13 protein-coding genes are annotated in these 17,210 nt (G+C 47.5%); 8 read left to right on the top strand and 5 right to left on the bottom strand.

Annotated elements, in window-relative coordinates; genetic code table 11:
• Positions 1-115 precede the first annotated feature (115 nt).
• Complete coding sequence (locus AC1RR2_RS14525) at positions 116-1,033, top strand: LysR family transcriptional regulator (protein WP_493222982.1); 918 nt, start codon at positions 116-118, stop codon at positions 1,031-1,033.
• An 80-nt stretch (positions 1,034-1,113) separates the two neighbouring features.
• Here AC1RR2_RS14525 and AC1RR2_RS14520 read toward each other — a convergent pair whose 3' ends face one another.
• Entirely contained in the window at positions 1,114-2,514 is a 1,401-nt protein-coding gene (locus tag AC1RR2_RS14520; RefSeq protein WP_493222981.1) for a Gfo/Idh/MocA family protein, read from the bottom strand.
• Between the two features lie 389 nt (positions 2,515-2,903).
• Here AC1RR2_RS14520 and AC1RR2_RS14515 point away from each other — a divergent pair, with 389 nt between their 5' ends.
• The 5 genes from AC1RR2_RS14515 (at position 2,904) to AC1RR2_RS14495 (ending at position 6,936) form a co-directional block, all read left to right on the top strand.
• Entirely contained in the window at positions 2,904-3,317 is a 414-nt protein-coding gene (locus AC1RR2_RS14515; protein WP_493222980.1) for a PaaI family thioesterase, read from the top strand.
• Positions 3,318-3,481: 164 nt separating this feature from the next.
• A complete protein-coding gene (locus tag AC1RR2_RS14510) occupies positions 3,482-4,213 on the top strand; it encodes a substrate-binding periplasmic protein (RefSeq protein ID WP_493222979.1) in 732 nt (243 codons plus the stop codon).
• 48 nt (positions 4,214-4,261) lie between these two features.
• Positions 4,262-4,648: a RidA family protein gene (locus AC1RR2_RS14505; RefSeq protein WP_493222978.1), complete on the top strand. Its 387-nt coding sequence runs from the start codon at positions 4,262-4,264 to the stop codon at positions 4,646-4,648.
• 676 nt (positions 4,649-5,324) lie between these two features.
• Positions 5,325-5,807, top strand: coding sequence for an AtaL-like protein (locus AC1RR2_RS14500; protein ID WP_493222977.1), 483 nt, complete (start codon positions 5,325-5,327; stop codon positions 5,805-5,807).
• A gap of 79 nt (positions 5,808-5,886) precedes the next feature.
• Positions 5,887-6,936 (top strand): polymer-forming cytoskeletal protein, encoded by a 1,050-nt coding sequence (locus tag AC1RR2_RS14495; protein ID WP_493222976.1) that lies wholly within the window; start codon positions 5,887-5,889, stop codon positions 6,934-6,936.
• 97 nt (positions 6,937-7,033) lie between these two features.
• Here AC1RR2_RS14495 and AC1RR2_RS14490 read toward each other — a convergent pair whose 3' ends face one another.
• Both AC1RR2_RS14490 and AC1RR2_RS14485 read right to left on the bottom strand, forming a co-directional pair.
• Positions 7,034-8,242 (bottom strand): hypothetical protein, encoded by a 1,209-nt coding sequence (locus AC1RR2_RS14490; protein ID WP_493222975.1) that lies wholly within the window; start codon positions 8,240-8,242, stop codon positions 7,034-7,036.
• Between the two features lie 125 nt (positions 8,243-8,367).
• A complete protein-coding gene (locus AC1RR2_RS14485; protein ID WP_493222974.1) occupies positions 8,368-10,260 on the bottom strand; it encodes a sensor histidine kinase in 1,893 nt (630 codons plus the stop codon).
• 394 nt (positions 10,261-10,654) lie between these two features.
• Here AC1RR2_RS14485 and AC1RR2_RS14480 point away from each other — a divergent pair, with 394 nt between their 5' ends.
• Positions 10,655-11,269, top strand: a complete 615-nt coding sequence (locus AC1RR2_RS14480) for a LuxR C-terminal-related transcriptional regulator (protein ID WP_493222973.1) — start codon at positions 10,655-10,657, stop codon at positions 11,267-11,269.
• A 27-nt stretch (positions 11,270-11,296) separates the two neighbouring features.
• Here the strand turns inward: AC1RR2_RS14480 and AC1RR2_RS14475 are convergent, their stop codons facing one another.
• Positions 11,297-13,726: a TonB-dependent receptor gene (locus tag AC1RR2_RS14475; protein ID WP_493222972.1), complete on the bottom strand. Its 2,430-nt coding sequence runs from the start codon at positions 13,724-13,726 to the stop codon at positions 11,297-11,299.
• A gap of 7 nt (positions 13,727-13,733) precedes the next feature.
• A complete protein-coding gene (locus AC1RR2_RS14470) occupies positions 13,734-14,561 on the bottom strand; it encodes a substrate-binding periplasmic protein (RefSeq protein WP_493222971.1) in 828 nt (275 codons plus the stop codon).
• A 535-nt stretch (positions 14,562-15,096) separates the two neighbouring features.
• Here AC1RR2_RS14470 and AC1RR2_RS14465 point away from each other — a divergent pair.
• On the top strand, positions 15,097-17,205 hold the full coding sequence (locus AC1RR2_RS14465; RefSeq protein WP_493223028.1) for a S46 family peptidase: 2,109 nt from the start codon (positions 15,097-15,099) through the stop codon (positions 17,203-17,205).
• Positions 17,206-17,210: the final 5 nt, after the last annotated feature.

The raw sequence follows: 17,210 nt of genomic DNA, 5'->3' as shown, positions 1-17,210 counted from the left end.
AAATTCAGAGCGGAAGAGCGTAAAATGGATATGATTGTTCCATTTTTGAACCAATAGTATGCCCAATCAGCTTTTCAACCAGGTATTTGCAGGGCTTTATTAAAGACATCTCACTATGAATCTCGATCCTAATGATCTTTTGTTGTTTGCCCGTGTCGTCGCGGAGGGCAGCTTTAGCCGTGCCGCAGAGCGTTTGAGCATGCCCAAGTCCACCTTATCTCGCCGTATCACGGCGTTGGAAGCGCAATTGGGCGAGCGCTTACTCTTGCGCACAACCAGGAAGCTCGTCGTTACGGATTTTGGCAATGTGGTTTTGGCACATGCGCAACAGGTCACTGCCGAGGTCGAAGCAACGCTGGCTCTGACGCAACAAAGGCAGGTGCAACCCAGTGGTCGCTTGCGCGTGTCTATGCCGGCGGACTTTGCCAACGAAACGATGACCGCGTTAATCACGCGCTTTTTGCGTCAATATCCGGCCATTACTTTGGAGTTAGATTTATCCCCACGACGGGTCGATATCATTGGAGAAAATTTTGATTTAGCGATACGCATGGGCAGCTTACCCGACGATGCCTCGCTGGCAGCGCGCCAATTGGCGATGTTTTCTGCCGCCATGTATGCGGCACCCAGCTATCTGGAACAACATGGTGAACCGCAAGAGCCAGAAGCCTTAATGGAGCATCAGACCTTGCGCTTATTGGCACGTAATGCCGAGCCAGCGATGTGGCGCTTAAAAAATGGAACACAAAGTTGGGAAGGCGTGCCGCCCGGCATCGCCACTGCAAATTCGCCCGAAATGTTACGACGTCTGGCCTTAGCCGGACTTGGCATCACCTTGATTTCGGAACATTTTGCACAATGCCATTTGCATGACGGTAGCTTGATTCGGGTATTACCTGACTGGCATTCGCCTGAATTCAATGCCTGGGCGGTCTTTCCCGGTCGACGCCTGATGCCGGCCCGGACCCGGGTTTTTATTGATGCGATGGTAGAGGAATTTGCTAGTGCTAAGGATACTAAATCCTGCCGCTAAGTTTTTACGTGGGAGCACAAATGCGCACAGAGAAAGTGATTCTATGTTCGCATTCTTTATTTATACTCCCGCGCCCTACATCAGACAATAATCTTCAAAGGACTAGTCGCTTTCCAATCGCCTCGCGTGAAATCAGGGAAGACTTGAGAATTGCCCTCTTCTGCCACCGATTTTTCACTCAAAGGTCCAACCGCTGACCACAGGCAGCCTTCGTAGACATTTTGATCCAGCGGCTCCGCTTTGCGCAGGCACTCGATAATGCGGTACAACATCAAGAAATCCATGCCGCCATGGCCGCCCATTTTTTTGGACAGTTCGCCTAGGCGCACATACAAAGGATGTTCGTATTTTGCAGCAATCTCTTCCCACTCTTTGCCTTCGGCCCATTTGTGATAATTGCTGGTGATACCTTCAACTGATATCCGGTTCGGAAAGCCAGCCAATACCCCATTCACACCCATGATCATATTGTGACGCGAGTAAGGGCGTGGCGTGGTTTCATCCCACTGCACCATGATGGTTCGGCCCATCGCGGTTTTAATGATAGAGGTGTTTTGATCACCACCTTTAAAGTCCAGTTCTTTAAATTTTGGGCTGGTCAACTTCGTTGACTTTTGCGCATAGGCGGCGCGACCTTTGGCCGGTGTGGAGAAAGAAGAAATTCGTCCGAAGGTATCTTCACCACGCGCCAAATTCATATACTGTGCGACCGGTCCTAAGCCATGCGTCGGGTACAAATTACCATTGCGTTTAGCATATTCAAAAGTACGCCATGATCCCGTCGAATCACCATTCTCCATCTGGAAACGCAAAGCATGAATATACGAAGCTTCACCGTGCAACAAATCACCAAGTACGCCTTGGCGCACCATGTTCAAGTACAACAACTCTTCCCGTCCGTAATTAACGTTTTCCAGCATCATGCAATGACGCCCAGTCGCTTCGGAGGCGTCGACGATATCCCACATCTCTTTTAGCGTGGTTGCAATCGGTACTTCGACAAAAGCGTGCGCCCCGGCTTTCATAGAGGTGATCGCCATGGGTGCGTGTGTGCTCCACGGCGTCGCGATAAACACTGCGTCCGGCTTGGTTTCTGCGAGCATAGTACGCCAGCCATTTTCATCGCCGAAGTAGACTTTGGGTGTATGCCCAAATTTGACCACAGCGGCTTCGGATTTTTTAGCACGTGCCTCAACGACATCGGCAATGCCCACAAATTGCACACCTTCGATTGAAGCTAATTGTGCGGCATGACCAGCGCCACGTGCGCCGACACCAATGATGGCGACCTTTACTTTATCGAGTTTGGGGGCGACGAAGTCGCCCATGTATTTTGCGCCGCTTGCACGCTTTATTGCGCTTGTCTTATTAGACTTAGTTTGCGCATGAGCTTGCAGACTTCCCAAACTCACCAAGCCTGCTGTGAGTCCACTTAAAGTTTGTAAAAAGCCGCGACGCGCTGAGTTATTCGTTAATGTCATGGTGATATCGCATTCGTAAAGTTAACGCCAATTGGACGACACGGTATTTTTACCTTGTCTCAATACTATTAATACAGTCAGTCAATTTCTGGTACCCGCATATTCAAAATTCGTCCTTAGAAAAAATCATCCCGACTCAAACATAGCCACGCCGTAGACTTAAACTTGGCAGCATGAGCGCACGCTAACCGCCGTTTTACATAAGGACTAAATAAATTTTGTTATGATCGCTATAAATTCTACCGAAACAGGTGGCGTCGAACAGCGATTAATATTCAAGGCTACCTTTAGATAAATTTAAGGAGTAGGTATTCATTAATGCTAACCTCGATAATGCAGACTCTAATGCACTCATACTCACACATTTTTAGCCATTGATGGGACCTCCTATGCCACTCCTTAGTACCGGGCAAATCCAGGCATTCTTGCAACAAGAATTCCCACAGAGTAGTGTCATGGTCGAATCTTTAAGCGACATGGGTGCTTGTGTACGGCAACAAATTAACCAGAGTCATCTCAGGCCGGGCGGCACGGTGTCGGGCCCGGTATTAATGGCCGTGGCAGATGTCGCAATGTACGTGGCATTACTAGGGGAAATTGGCATCGTGCCCTTAGCGGTGACCACCAATCTGACGATCAATTTTTTACGTAAGCCAGCGGCCGATGCCGACATTCTGGCGCATTGTCGTTTACTCAAAGTAGGCAAAACGCTGGCGATGGGCGAGGTTAGCTTATACTCAGAAGGTCAGACTGAAGCGGTAGCACATGTGGTGACCACTTACGCGATTCCACCTAAAAAGTAGTGTCTCCGACACGCCATTTTGCAAAGTAAGCAATTGATTAAAACAATAATGCACACTGTTTTTTGACAAGCCTGTGCTGAGTTCGTATGCTCTGAGTAGCTAGCAACAATAAACAAGAACTCAGCTGCGAAGTCAGTCTCTTTTGTCATTCTAAATACTTCATCATGAAACATGTTTGCGCCGGACTCTTGCTACTCTTCATTCAGACAGGTCTATCCCAAACGACCCGGGCAAACGACGCGCTAAAACTAATGTATGAAGTACGGCAACCGATGTCATATCGGGATAGCGAGGGAAAATTAACCGGGCTATTGATCACGCCGGTGGCGCAAGCGATGACAAAAGCCGGAATCTCTTTTGTATGGGTCGAAACGCCGTTTAAACGCCAGCTCAATTTGCTAGAAGCGAATGCTGAAGCTCTGTGTGCGGTAGGCATGTTTAAGAATAAGGAACGGCAAAAAATAGCCAAGTTCTCGCATGTAGTAATACGTGATACCGCGCGTCCCTCGGTCATGTTAGCGCATCGCGACTTTAAACCAGACAAATCTATGGATTTAGTGGAAGCGCTAAGTATTCCAGGTGTCAAAATGCTGAAAAAAGAAATCGCCTCCTATGGCAGTGCAATTGATGAAGCAATTGAACGTTCACACGTCACTATCGTTCCTACCACAGCAGAATCTCTGAATATGGCAAAAATGGTTGCGGCGCACCGGGCTGATTTCATCTTTGTACCGGAAGATGAAGCAATCAATATGATCAAAACCATAGAAGATGGCGACAAGCTACATATCTTCAAACCTCGGAATATGCCGCAAGGACCTGAACGTTTTTTAATGTGCAGTCATGCGGTTCCTGATGAACTGATACAAAAATTTAATCGGGCAATTGCCAACTAAGCGCCCACCTTTTTACACTTTACACTTTACACTTTACCCCACAGCATCATGACCAGATTACGCATCAGCTCAGGCTCATCATTCGAGGAACAAATCGGCTATTCACGCGCTATCGTGCAAGATAATTGGGTCTTTGTCTCCGGCACGACAGGATTTGATTACAGTACGATGACGATCTCCGACGACATCGTCGCGCAAACCGAGCAATGTTTCAAAAATATCGCAGCCGCATTAGCGCAGGCGGGCTCTAGTCTAGCGGACGTGGTGCGCGTGACTTACGTTGTACCCGAGGCCAGCGAATTCGAAGCTTGCTGGCCCGTGTTGCGCCAGTATCTGGGCGAAACACGTCCAGCGGCCATGATGATTTCTGCGGGCTTGGCTGATCCACGCATGAAAATTGAAATTGAAGTGACCGCAATAAAAAATAGTAAATAAGGCTCTCGGCTATCACCACTTCCTGAAGACAGCTAGGGCCTGTTAACATTTAAATTGGGAGTGCGAATGCGGAAAAACGGGCACAGGGCTAGGCGTCAAGGCGCGCCGCAGTGCGAGCACTGTAAGCGACTTGCAACAACGCCATGTGCCCGTTTTACCCATTCCCGAAGGGTTCAAGCCAAAAGGCGCGATGGACAGCGTTGCAGCTCTTGCCGAGGCATCAGCCTCGGCGGCGAACTACGCCTTGCCATCCCACCTTTTGGCTTGAACGCATCTCCCGATTTAAATGTTAACAGGCCCTAGATCGCATAAGGAAAATTCCACGGCAAATGATAAAAAGAGCAAACTTGCTTTTTGCCTTTCTCTGCGTTCTCTGCGCCTCTGCGGCTAACACTTTCGACTTTCGTTTGATTTGCAATTTCATCAGATTGCCCTATTCCAGAAAGCACAGTCAGACCCCGAAGCAGTGTAAACTGTCGTCATTCAACCCAGAATTTCCGTTAAGATTTGCGATGATGACGGATGCACTTTTCGAGACAGTTTTGATGCGAATGAGGGGTCAATAGCTAGCTATTGACACGGAAGAGCAGCAAAAATGGCCGAAAATGCGCCGTCAGCACGCAAATTGCACCGTAGGTGCGCCTAATGGAAAACCTGGGTTCAACAAGGACTTGCTATGAAATTTGAACATCTGGTTGAAATCAATGATTTTAACAATCCTCTAATGACTGAAATCAGCCGCGAACAACTGTGGTGTGGACTCATCATGCGCGCTGAAATGCCCAAGCTGTTCATGCCCTACATCGACGATTGCGATATCAGTGAACGAACCGAAGTGAGCATGCAACGCAGCTTGCGTTATGGCGAATTGGTCGTGATAGATCAAGTCAGTCTGGTGCATCTACAACATGTGCATTATCAAGTGCCCGCACAAAATGATATCCCTGAATCGTCTCTACGCATGAGCATAGAAGAGCCATCGCCGGGAAGTCTATTCGTGCGTTTTGTGTACGACGATGGCCAAAGCGCTGAACAAGATGCTGCGAATGAAATGCTTAACGAATACCGTAGTTCCGCGTATCATCAGGCCGATATTGATACCATTAGTATGATTCGTGAATTAGCGGAAGCGGGACGTTTAGATGCTTTGCCTTCTTAATTTACGCCCCTCTGCCGCCCATCTATCGACCATTTTCCATTCGTATTTTTAATTGAAGTTCTCACCGGAAGCAAACACTATGTCTACTCCTGCCCCCATCCCCTTCCTCGCAAAAAAACTCAAACGCAAACAATTTGCCAGCACCGGTGACGCGCATATCCAAGGCGACTTACAAATTACCAATCAAGTCATCATCGGCGGCGACCTCTTAGTAGATGGCAATCTGGAAGCTGAAGAAGTTTTTTGTCTGGGCAAATTAACGGTGACCGGTGATATTCGCGTGCAATCATTGTATGTTGGTCAGGCGCTCGATTGCGCTGGCGATATCGAAGTTGAATTCATGCTCAAAACCGGCTGCAACGCCGAATGGATGGCGCGTTTGTTAGAACTAGACCAGGCAAAACCAGCCAAAGATGGCAGTGCCTATATGGATAAGCTGGTGCATCCAGCGATCTTAAAACGCGATGCTCATCACGAGACTTTTGGTGGTTATGGCGATATTCAGGTACTCGGTTATTTATCATGTGATGTACTCGACTGCCACGGCAATCTACAATTAGACGATGTCTTAGATGTGGGTGAAGTACAGTATGTCGGTGGTCATTTAAGCGCCATCGCGATTGCGGCTGACGGCGATGTGAATGTCAAAGGTGAAGTATTTAGCGAAACTGATATCGCCATCAATGGCGGACTGTTTGCGGGTGATGTGATTTGCCAAGGCAATCTGAGTATAGGTTCTTTACATAGCCACGGCGACATCAGCGCTTGGGGCACAATCCGCGCCACTGGTCAGATCACTAGCCTGAATGGTGAGATTCACAGCGGACGCTGGATCGCTACTAAAGGCACGATCTATGCAGCAAAATACATCAAAGCTGGCGAAGCCGTCGTCGCTGAAAAGGGGATTACTTGCGGCGCCGATTACGGCATTCTGGCGGCCACGACTTTGAAACGTTCGTTGTGGGAAGTACGCGGCTATGTGTCCGCACCAACCAAGCCCAAGTTTTTATTATCCGGCAAATTTGTCGAAGATAAAAAACTCAAACATATCGATGCCTTAGAAAAGAAACGCGATTGGGAACTCGATTGGGAAGTACCACGTCGCTTGCAGCGCGATATGATTAATTGAGGATTAACTGAGGATCAATTGAGCTAGGCATCAATACGCAAAAAGCACCGCAAATTCGCGGTGCTTTTTTTCGTCAATAGCTTAGGCCAAGCCAAACTTAGGTGCTCAATACCGCATTGCCAACTTGCGCTAAGTCAGACTCTATTGTCCTCAAGGCTGTGCAATCTCGCTCTAAACAAAACGACGTGAGCTTTTGGCCAAAACAATAAGCAGGCGCTGAGCGTACTTGCAGCGCATCGAAGTTATACGATAAGACTGCGATATTCAAGCGATTCACATAAAACCAATTGTGATTCAATAAGCTGTATTGGTGCTCGCGATAAATTGCGTGGTACAGCGTCATGGACTCAGCAAAGCAGCCAAACACACTATTCGGCGCCAGATTCAGCATGTCCGACGAAATACGTCCCATCACAAAATGTAATTCGGGTGACCAGGCATTGCCTGCATCCTGACGCACCACCACGTGTTCACAACGGGCATAGGTCGTGGCATCCAAATTAGCTGGCTCAGCGACGTCAATCACCAGCAATTTTTTATCCGCATGTCGCAAAGTTTCTATCGCATCGACGGTCAATTTTGACTGCTGACTATGGGTACAAGCAATCACCGCATCCACCTTGCCAACATGACGGATATCACTATGCAATGCAATCGGAAAGTTCGAAGAAAATTCATTCAGTAAAGTCGGGTTAGTGCCAAAACCCACCACCTCAAAACCCTGTTGCAATAAGAATTTGGTCACTTCTGTACCCAAAATTCCGTAAGGTCCAATCACCAAGATACGACTGGCGCTATTCAACTTTGCTTTCCGTAAGGCCTGCGCAATATCCTGGCACAACAACAAAGCGGTACCGTTATCACCTATCGTGAACAAAATATGCGGGAACATGGCCTTTAATTCCGCGCCATCACGACCGAATAGTCGCTTGGTCGATGCCGCCAGCAACACCACTTTAGCGCCGCGCTGATCAGCCCATTTCACTGCATTGATAAATTGTTGCTTGGCTAACTGGCGACCTGATTTGCTGAGCAATTCTTCCGCCGTAACATAGATGCCACGGATGCGACCCGCTACGCCGTTCAGGTAAATGCGAGCGCCATCGGAATGTCCCTCTTTAGGGCGTAAATTCCCCCAAAACAAATGCCGTTCCTGCTCGTCACGAATATTAGTGATGATCACCACGTCGACCGTCGCACGACCGGTCAATACACGCCAATGACAACGCCAATCCAGCACTGCCATAGTCCAACGCCATAAAGTCACTAACACTGCTGCCCACATACATCCCCCTAAATTTGTCATGTCTACGCAGCGCTGGCGCTACGTCATGCAACACAGTGTAGAGATTGGGGACAGACAAAGACATACGGAAAACACCGTATTCGTGATGAATTTACTCCAGATTCAGCTTAAATGCGGCAGCGACACTACAGCGGGATTCGCACACAAAACCCACTACCTTTACCTAATTCAGAGTGGATGCGCAATTGATAGCCGCATTGCCTGCAAAGTGTATGCACGATGAATAAGCCTAGGCCATAGCCCTGCGTGCTTTGCTGTGCTTGTGCGCCCTGTTGAAATGCTTGCGTCAAACTGGCAACGGTAGGCGCGGGAATACCCGGGCCGGTATCCCAGACCTGAATTTCTATCGCAGAGGATAGTCGTCGGACACCTAACACGATGCGTCCACGCTCGGTATAGCGAATCGCATTAGCTAATAGATTGCTCAATATTCGGTATAACAAGACACTGGAGCCGGGCAAAGTGAGCCGACAACGATGTATCGCCAGATTCAAGGCTTTTTGCTGCGCCAACATATCGAACTCTTGCGCTAACTGTGAAAAAACATCGTGCAGATCGATTTCATCAGCATTACTGGCAGCGTCGGCGGCATGCTCGTGACGAGTTTGTACAATCAATTCTTTCAACAGGCTTTGTGCGTAGTTCAGGGTATTTTCTACATGCTCGGCAATCGCTTTATTTTCAGGTTTTTGCCCTAAGGCGGCCAAGGCAAAACGCAGAGACGCCAGCGGCTGAGCGATGTCGTGACTGGCAGAGGCCAATTGCAATTGCTGCTGTCTGGCCTTATCCAAGGCTTGTAATTTACTTTGTTCTGCGTGCAGCAACTGTTCAGTTTCGGCTAAACGACGTTGGCGCAATTCAGCCTGTCGTTCGCCGAACAAACGAATCTGTTGTACCACCGCGGCGGCAAAGAACATGGCTTCTGCCAGATAACCTATCTTAGGATAAGTAAGCACCGCAAACTGAGGAAAGGGATTGCCAAAAGTGAGACTAATAAAAAGCAAACCAACGATGAAGATGACTTGCATCAAGGTGCCAATGAAATAGAAACGCGCCGCCGGTATTTGCTGTCGCAAACCACAGTAAGCGGTATACATTGCCAAGGCCGCATAGCAAGCCGACAAAGCGAGTATAACGACTTCGATATCCCAAAATAATTCCAGAAAAAATGCGGGGATAATGATCCACAAGGAGGCTATGTGCCACAAATATAAAGACAACAAGCGTTGGCGCATTTGCAAAAACTGAATCGCAAACAAGACATGCCAAAACATGACATTGCAGGCGATCAGATTAGGCATACGCATATTCCAGTCCGGCGAATCTGGCCACAAAAACTGAAAGCTATAACCTTCTATCTGCAATAAGAAAGCTAAATTTGTGATCACCAGCGCGGCATAAATCCGGTAATTGCGATTCTGTACCGATTGAAATCCCATCACCAACAAAGGAATCACTACTAGCAAAAAACCTATCACTATGCCATTCAGCAGATTGTCTATCGTATCGCGCTGCAGAAAAATTTCTCGTGGAAACAGGCGCATGAATAAGGGAGTCTTACCGTGCGTTCTATAGTGCACCAATACTTCCTGCCCACTTTCTTGTCCACCGTCTTGCGCTAATTCTTGGATGGTGAGCGGCACTAATAGTAGGCGGTGGGCCAGCAGGCGATCTTGGAACCTCGATTGCGAATTCAAGCGCATCAAATTTTGTAAATTTGCCTGCTGCAAACCAAACACCTGCACATGATAGGCATCAGGAATACCAAGATCGAGTAGATAGTCACCTGCCTTGGCATGAAATTTCACTGCGACCCATGTGCCTGGCTCGGTAATACGTGGCGCTCGCGGAAACTCTTGTGCAACTTGGGCATCGCTCAAGACTCTGGTACAGGATTGCAGTGCCAAAACCGTCGATGAATTTTCCAAGCGGCATGCGGATTGTGTCTGTGCCAGCGCTGGTGCGTAGTGCGCGAACTGCAAGCTTAAAAACAGTAATAGGAGAGAAAAATATCGCATGCGAATTTGCGCTTAAATAGAGAGTGGCAGCAGCAAGTTAGCTAAAAATAAAACCTTTTAGATCAATACCAAAGCTGCCTGTACCAAGCTAATAATCCTAGAAACCTCAGTTGACCGCTTATTGTTGTCTTGGAAGGCGCATGAGCATTTAATTTTACGGTACTTTTTCTGTTCACCAATTGGGTGGCAGCGCTACGAATTCGATTGCACACTTTTCCGCGTCTCTGGACATCGTTGCTCCAACTATCAACATGGAGCTTGCTTCGTCGTCACGCCTTGCCAGAAACACGGAAAAATGCACACTCGAACTCGTCCAACTAAGGTTTCTAGGATAATGTCGGCTACCATTCTAACATTCCGAGTCCACCAACACTTACACAATAAAGAGCCTACTGTGCCAGTAACCACTATCAAAATCTTGCTCGCTGACGACCATGCGATTTTCCGACAGGGCTTAAAACTTTTATTACAGACACAAAGTCATTATCACATCGTGGCGGAATTAGGCAATTTGGGGCAAGTGCTACCTTACTTACAAAGTGAAACGGTGGACTTGTGTATCTTGGATTACCACATGCCCGGCGGAGAATCGAGCGCGGTGCTGGCATATTGTAAACAACGCTATCCAGACATGAAAATCATCGCTTTGACGGGTGCCAATTCGGGTCTGATTTTCAAACAATTACGCGATGCAAAAGCCGATGCGATTTTGCAGAAAGAAGGATCAGCCAATCAGCTCTTAGATTGTATTGAGCAGGTTTTGGCAGGCAAACAAGTCATTCCCGAAGAAGTCCAAACACAAATTGATGCCTGTGAGACCGATCTTACGCCGCGTGAATTACAGATTCTGGCGCTGATTTACCAAGGCTTGGCCACCATAGAAATCGCCGAACAATTAAGCCTGTCGGCGAAGACGGTTGATAAGCACAGAGAAAATATCATGCGAAAATTACAGGTGAATAATGTGGTGCAGTTGATTCACAAGGTTCAACTGTTAAAGTTACTGTAAATGAAAATTTAGCCTTAGGTATAAAAATCAATAGCCGCTACTTAAGCTGAAAAAAATCTGTCTAGGCGCAATCGGAAAGCTGTTGTAGGTTCCAGCGGCAGCACCGACCACCAAAGTAGAAGTACCGCGACGATTTGCCAGATTCGTGATTTGCAAACCGACATAATTGACGCCGCCATTCCATGCAGTAGCTAAGCGATATCGCATGCCCAAGTTCATTAAAACATACGCAGGTACGCTGAGATCATTGGTATAAGTCGCATAGCGTTTGCCTACATAATCAACGGTGAATTGCCCTTCAACTTCTCGCCAATTCGCTTTCAGCATCGTTTTATTCAACCACGCTGGACTGGCGGGTACTTGTTTACCCGCCGTATTCACACGAGTTCCGCCATTCGAATAATCGTCCAGATAAGTCGAGCGATTATAGGACAGCGCGTTGAATAAGGCGTAACGAGATCCGAATTGTAGCGTCATCGCCATATCGATGCCTTGTGTTTTAACACCGCCTACATTGGCCAGTATGGGATTGCCGTTCACGATGGATGAGATCACCGGCGTTGGGCTGATTTGCAATAAACGATTGTGAAAATTCACCCGATATAAGCTCACTTGCGCGTCCAGGGTGGTCAAACCTGGGACGGGCGTGGTCTCAAGCGAAAACTGACGGCGGCTACGAATTCCGGTTTCAAAATGTATCGCCGTTTCTGGCTCAGCCGTCCGTTTAAATAGATCGAAAGCACTTTGATTATTCAAACTCCAAGGCGACGCGCCCACTGCGCCATAGGTGATAAATTGACGTACATTTTTTTGTAAATTGACATAGAGCTGATCGCCCGCCGACACGCGCCAAAGCAAGCCTAGCTGCGGCAAAAACCATTTTTTGGTGGTGATGTTTCCTTCCGGCAGTGCAGTTGATCCCCCATTAATAGCACCCACTTTGGGCTGCACCGGAAAACGGCCATCGGCGAATTGCAAACTTGACTTAAATCCGGCTTGCAAACTAAAGTCGGGCTGCAATTGCCATTCATCTTGCACATGAAATTGCAGCACTTGATTGTCGATTTCGCTGCCATATTGAGTAATCAGCGGATTTTGCGGTTGCTGATAGGGACTCAAAGGCTGCGCGGCATCAAGTGCATACCAGCGACGATAGGCGCTAGAGCGATTGCGCTCTATCCATAGTCCGGTTTGCCATTGATGCGCCCCAGTCTTTTCCTGCCAAGTCGAGATAAAACCAAGGCGATTGATGTTGTACTCTGTCGTTCTAACCGCATAGCCAGAACCGCCAAACGTTTGCTTCAAATCTTGCGTAGGAAAATACACTTTAAACAGCGCTGGCAATCCCGCGACACCGATAGGTCCTGCCACCGCACCCAAACCCTCATCGTGATGGGCATAGAGTTGATTGACCCATAGGCTATTGATCGCGATCTGATTCTCCAGCTTAAGATAAGCCAAGTGATCGCGGCGCTGGGCTACACCAAAGTAGTTGCGATAATTCGCACCATCCTGTCGTGGCGGCTCGCCTTGCGGCGTCAGGTAGGCTTGCGCAAAGCGGAAATCCGGGTAGGTCGTGGGACGGGTGTAAGGGGTAAAAGATTCAAGCGTACTATGTACCACGCTGTCTTCATTGGGCTCGGTCTTGTCCGAAAAATTATAATAGGCGGTCATCTTCGCCCTTGTCAGATGTTTGACCCACTTAGCGTTGAATTGTTCACCGCCTTGTACCGCATCAAAGTCCCAGGCACGTGCGCGTTGCCTGACTGCCGCCAGATAATAGGACTGCGATTCGTCGCCACTAGCATCGGTCGCGAACTCACCGCTGTCATATCTCAGATAACTACGACTCGCACCATAACTGCCAAAAGTCTGTGCCATTGCCCAGTTTGACTTTACCCGCGGGTCACTGGAATAACTTTCTATCGTGCCACCCAGATTGCTGGTCGATGCGGTGGACAAATCGCCCGCGCCTGAATTCATCAGCACACTACGCAGGTTTTCGCTGATCACCGCGCGCTGCGGTGACAAGCCATTGTAATTGCCATACTGCTGATCACCGAGTGGCACACCATCTAAGGTGTAACCTAATTGTTGCGCACTGAATCCATGTATGAATAAGGAGAAATTTTGTTCGTTATTACCCCAAGGATCGGCCGATTGAAATGTGACACCCGCGAGTTGATGTAAACCCTTCAAAGGGTTCATCCCGGGTAACAAACTTTGGAGTGTGCTGGCAGGTAAGCTAAGTGTGGAGCGGCTTTTTTGCGTTTGAATCAAAACCGTAGGAACTTGCTCTGCCGCTGTGTTTTGTGCACTTAATTTCGCAGCCTGATCTATCTTGACTGGCAGCTGATCGGATTGTGCTTGCGCGCCATTACTTACGAGTACAGCCACACCGCATAGCAATACGGCCTTAATTCGCTTTTGTTCAAACACGCTGGCTGAAGCAAACATAGTATCTTCAATTTAGCTTGGGTCGAAACCACAACGAGGCATCATTGAGTGGCGTTTCTTTTGGCAATAAATGATTTTTAATATGAATAATGCGACGCTTATTAAAATTCACCGACTCTATCGCCTTTCCATTATATTTCCAAAATATAGCATCGAAAGAACCGTCTTTGATCATCTTATGCAAACCCAGTTCCAGACGTTTTTGCAATTGAGGATTCGATTTTGAAACGAAAAAATAGTAAGGCCAGGGATATTGTATTAATAGATTTTCATCGATGACCAGGTCAGGATTTTGCGCTGATTCCTTATCCAATTCTGCAAAAATCTCATTGATACCGCGAGGGAAAAAGTCGAAGCGTTTGTAACTGAGCATACGAAACAAATTACTATATTTGGCCTCGACAACCTCAATACCATTGGCTTCATATAGTTTCACATCATCCCAGCCCACACCTTGTCCCACGCTGAATTTTCTCAGGTCTTGCAAGGTTTTCACATTTTTTAGCAATGCTTGTTTGTCCTTGTGTACCAACAATAAGCGATAACCCAATATGCCCTTACGCAGAGGAATACGGATAGGCAAATAATTACGCTCTTTTTCTTCGCTAGTCGAACTCCAGACCACGTTCAGATCGCTATCGTTAGCCAGGTTACTTAAATAGCGCAAACCATTGGTGTGCTGCTTCGAAGCGCGCAACTCAAACGGCCCAAATTCGGCCACGGTTTTTTCCAAGGCCAGGCGCAAAATCTCTTTCACATCATTAAAACGCGGATCACCTTTTTCTTCATCAGCAGGATGTATTACCTGAGTCACAAGGACGGGTTGCGACCGCACTGGATCACCCGCCCAAAAAAGCAATATGCAAATACCAGTAATAATTTTTGTGTGCCGGAATATGCGCATTGGATTAGTAAAGTGGTTCGATCTTGGCGAGTCAGGTATATTTAATTTTTTATCCGATAAGCACGAAAATTAATTTCATCTGAGCAAATTTAAATGTAGCACATCTATACGCACACAATTAGTCTTTGCCTAAACGCCATGATAAAAAGCCTAAATCAACCGAGTATCAAATGACTCTAAAATTAGACAATTTAGATCAACATAAGTCTTACTACATTCAATTTAAGTTGATTGATAAAAATCGTGCTTCGTCAGAGTGTGCAACAAATTTGCACACACTTGGTGCATGCGAAGCAACACGTCCACCAGTTTAGTCAATATTAGCCTAGGCATATGACGGTGACATGAAGCAAATCAAACTAGGCCAAGATGAGTTTGGCTTGCATCAAGGAACAACGATATACTCGCGCTCGTACACCTTATGAAGGAGAATAAATTGTTTAAAAAACTAGCAATACCAGTAGCTATGCTCGCGATCAGCGCCTATGCATCAGCGGATGAAGGCCAATGGCAACCCTATCAATTGCCGCAACTAAAAGCCGAACTCAAAAAAGTTGGCATCACCATACCGGCCGAAAAGTTAGCCGATTTATCCAAGCATCCAATGAGCGCGATCGTCTCGACCGGTGGCTGCTCGGCCTCTTTCGTTTCACCAGAAGGCCTAATCGTCACCAATCATCATTGCGCCTACGATGCGATACAACGTAATTCCAGCGCCAAGAAAAATTACATCACCGATGGCTTTTTAGCTAAAACGCGCGCCGAAGAATTACCTGCCGGTGCCAGCACACGCGTATATATCACCGATAAAGTGGAAAATGTGACTGCTGAAGTCACGGCTGGCTTAAACGACAAAATGTCAGGTCGTGAACGTCGCGAACTGATACAAAGTAGAGTGAAAAAAATCATCGCCGATTGCGAACAAGATAAGGCCTATCGTTGCTCCGTGCCTAGCTTCCATCGTGGTCTGGAATACTATCGCATACGCCAAATGATGATACGCGATGTGCGTCTGGTGTATGCGCCAGCCGACATGATAGGTAACTACGGTGGCGATATTGATAATTTCGAATGGCCACGTCACACTGGTGACTTCTCATTCTTGCGCGCTTATGTCGGCAAAGACGGTCGTCCGGCTGATCCATCGCCAGACAATGTGCCGTATAAATCCAAAGACTTCTTGGTGGTTTCCGCCGAAGGCTTAAAAAATGGTGATCCTATTTTGTTGGCGGGTTATCCAGGACGTACTAGCCGTTATAAATTACCTTCAGAAATCCGTTTCGCTCGTGATACTGATTACCCATTACGCGCAGCTGAAATGTTGGCCGATATCGCGACCATCGAAGCCGCAACCAAGGGCAATGCGGATGATGAAGTGCGTTACGCCAGCGTGGTCAAAGGCATCAATAATCGCTTGAAAAAGACCCAAGGTTTGATCGATGGTTTTGCCCGTAAAGACATCGCCGCGATTAAAGATGCGCAAGATGCTGAATTCCGTAATTGGTTGATCAGTTCTGGCAAAAATTCTGCCGAGGCCAAAGCCTTGCTAGCGAAACTTGATGCCGTGATTGCCCAAGACATGGCCTTGTCGCAAGAGGAATTGGCGTACGCCGTGGCGACCAATAGCGATTTGTTCTCCAGCGCACGCAGTCTGTATCGTTTGGCTTTAGAAAAAGAGAAGCCCAACGCGCAGCGCGAAAGTGGATATCAAGAGCGTGATTTAGCTTTTATCAAAGGCCGTCTCACGCGTTTGGAGCAATCCTTTGTGACCAAGGTCGATCGCGCTCGATTGACTGCAGGCCTGTCCCGCTATGCGAAGTTGGCAGTACACCCGGCGGGTTTAGATGCCTTGTTACCTTCAGCTGAAACTGCCGCTGCTTTGTACGAAAAAACACAATTGACGGATACCGCAAAACGTTTGGCTTGGTTGGACAGAGATAAGACGGCGTTTGCCCAGTCTGACGATGCCTTTATCCAGCTCGCAGTGAAATTGCACGATGTCGGCATGTCTTTAGAAAACCGCCGTAAAGAAGTCGACGGCAATCTTGATTTCATCATTCCGCAATACATGCAAGCCGTGATTAATTGGAAAAAATCGCAAGGCAAACCAGTCTATCCGGACGCCAATTCCACCTTGCGCGTGACCTTCGGCAATGTCGGTGCGTATTCACCAAGAGATGGCTTGACCAAGGGACCTTTCACTACGGTCGAAGGTATCGTTGAGAAACACACGGGCAAAGATCCTTTCATTGCACCAGCACCTTTACTGCAAGCGATCAAAGAAAAACGCTATGGTGTGTTTAAAGACAAGGTGCTGGGCACAGTACCCGTCGATTTCCTATCTAGTGCAGATACCACGGGCGGCAATTCTGGCTCGGCGGTAATGAATAAACGTGGTGAATTAGTCGGCTTAAATTTTGATTCCACTTATGAGTCGATTACTAAGGACTGGTACTTTGATACGGCGATTACTAAGGCAATTCACGTCGATATTCGCTACATGTTATGGGTCATGAAAGAAGTCGATCATGCGGATAATGTGTTGAAAGAGATGACGATTAAGTATCCGAAATAGAGCTA

Source organism: Undibacterium sp. GW821-FHT11H02 (genome assembly GCF_058808015.1).
This window is presented reverse-complemented; position numbering and strand designations above follow the sequence as displayed.

Bases quoted from the DNA above. Each gene is read 5' to 3' on its own strand.
- AC1RR2_RS14510 (WP_493222979.1), top strand. From the start codon at position 3,482: ATGAAACATGTTTGCGCCGGACTCTTGCTACTCTTCATTCAGACAGGT.
- AC1RR2_RS14505 (WP_493222978.1), top strand. From the start codon at position 4,262: ATGACCAGATTACGCATCAGCTCAGGCTCATCATTCGAGGAACAAATC.
- AC1RR2_RS14515 (WP_493222980.1), top strand. From the start codon at position 2,904: ATGCCACTCCTTAGTACCGGGCAAATCCAGGCATTCTTGCAACAAGAA.
- AC1RR2_RS14525 (WP_493222982.1), top strand. From the start codon at position 116: ATGAATCTCGATCCTAATGATCTTTTGTTGTTTGCCCGTGTCGTCGCG.
- AC1RR2_RS14500 (WP_493222977.1), top strand. From the start codon at position 5,325: ATGAAATTTGAACATCTGGTTGAAATCAATGATTTTAACAATCCTCTA.
- AC1RR2_RS14475 (WP_493222972.1), bottom strand. From the start codon at position 13,726: ATGTTTGCTTCAGCCAGCGTGTTTGAACAAAAGCGAATTAAGGCCGTA.
- AC1RR2_RS14465 (WP_493223028.1), top strand. From the start codon at position 15,097: ATGCTCGCGATCAGCGCCTATGCATCAGCGGATGAAGGCCAATGGCAA.
- AC1RR2_RS14490 (WP_493222975.1), bottom strand. From the start codon at position 8,242: ATGACAAATTTAGGGGGATGTATGTGGGCAGCAGTGTTAGTGACTTTA.
- AC1RR2_RS14485 (WP_493222974.1), bottom strand. From the start codon at position 10,260: ATGCGATATTTTTCTCTCCTATTACTGTTTTTAAGCTTGCAGTTCGCG.
- AC1RR2_RS14495 (WP_493222976.1), top strand. From the start codon at position 5,887: ATGTCTACTCCTGCCCCCATCCCCTTCCTCGCAAAAAAACTCAAACGC.
- AC1RR2_RS14520 (WP_493222981.1), bottom strand. From the start codon at position 2,514: ATGACATTAACGAATAACTCAGCGCGTCGCGGCTTTTTACAAACTTTA.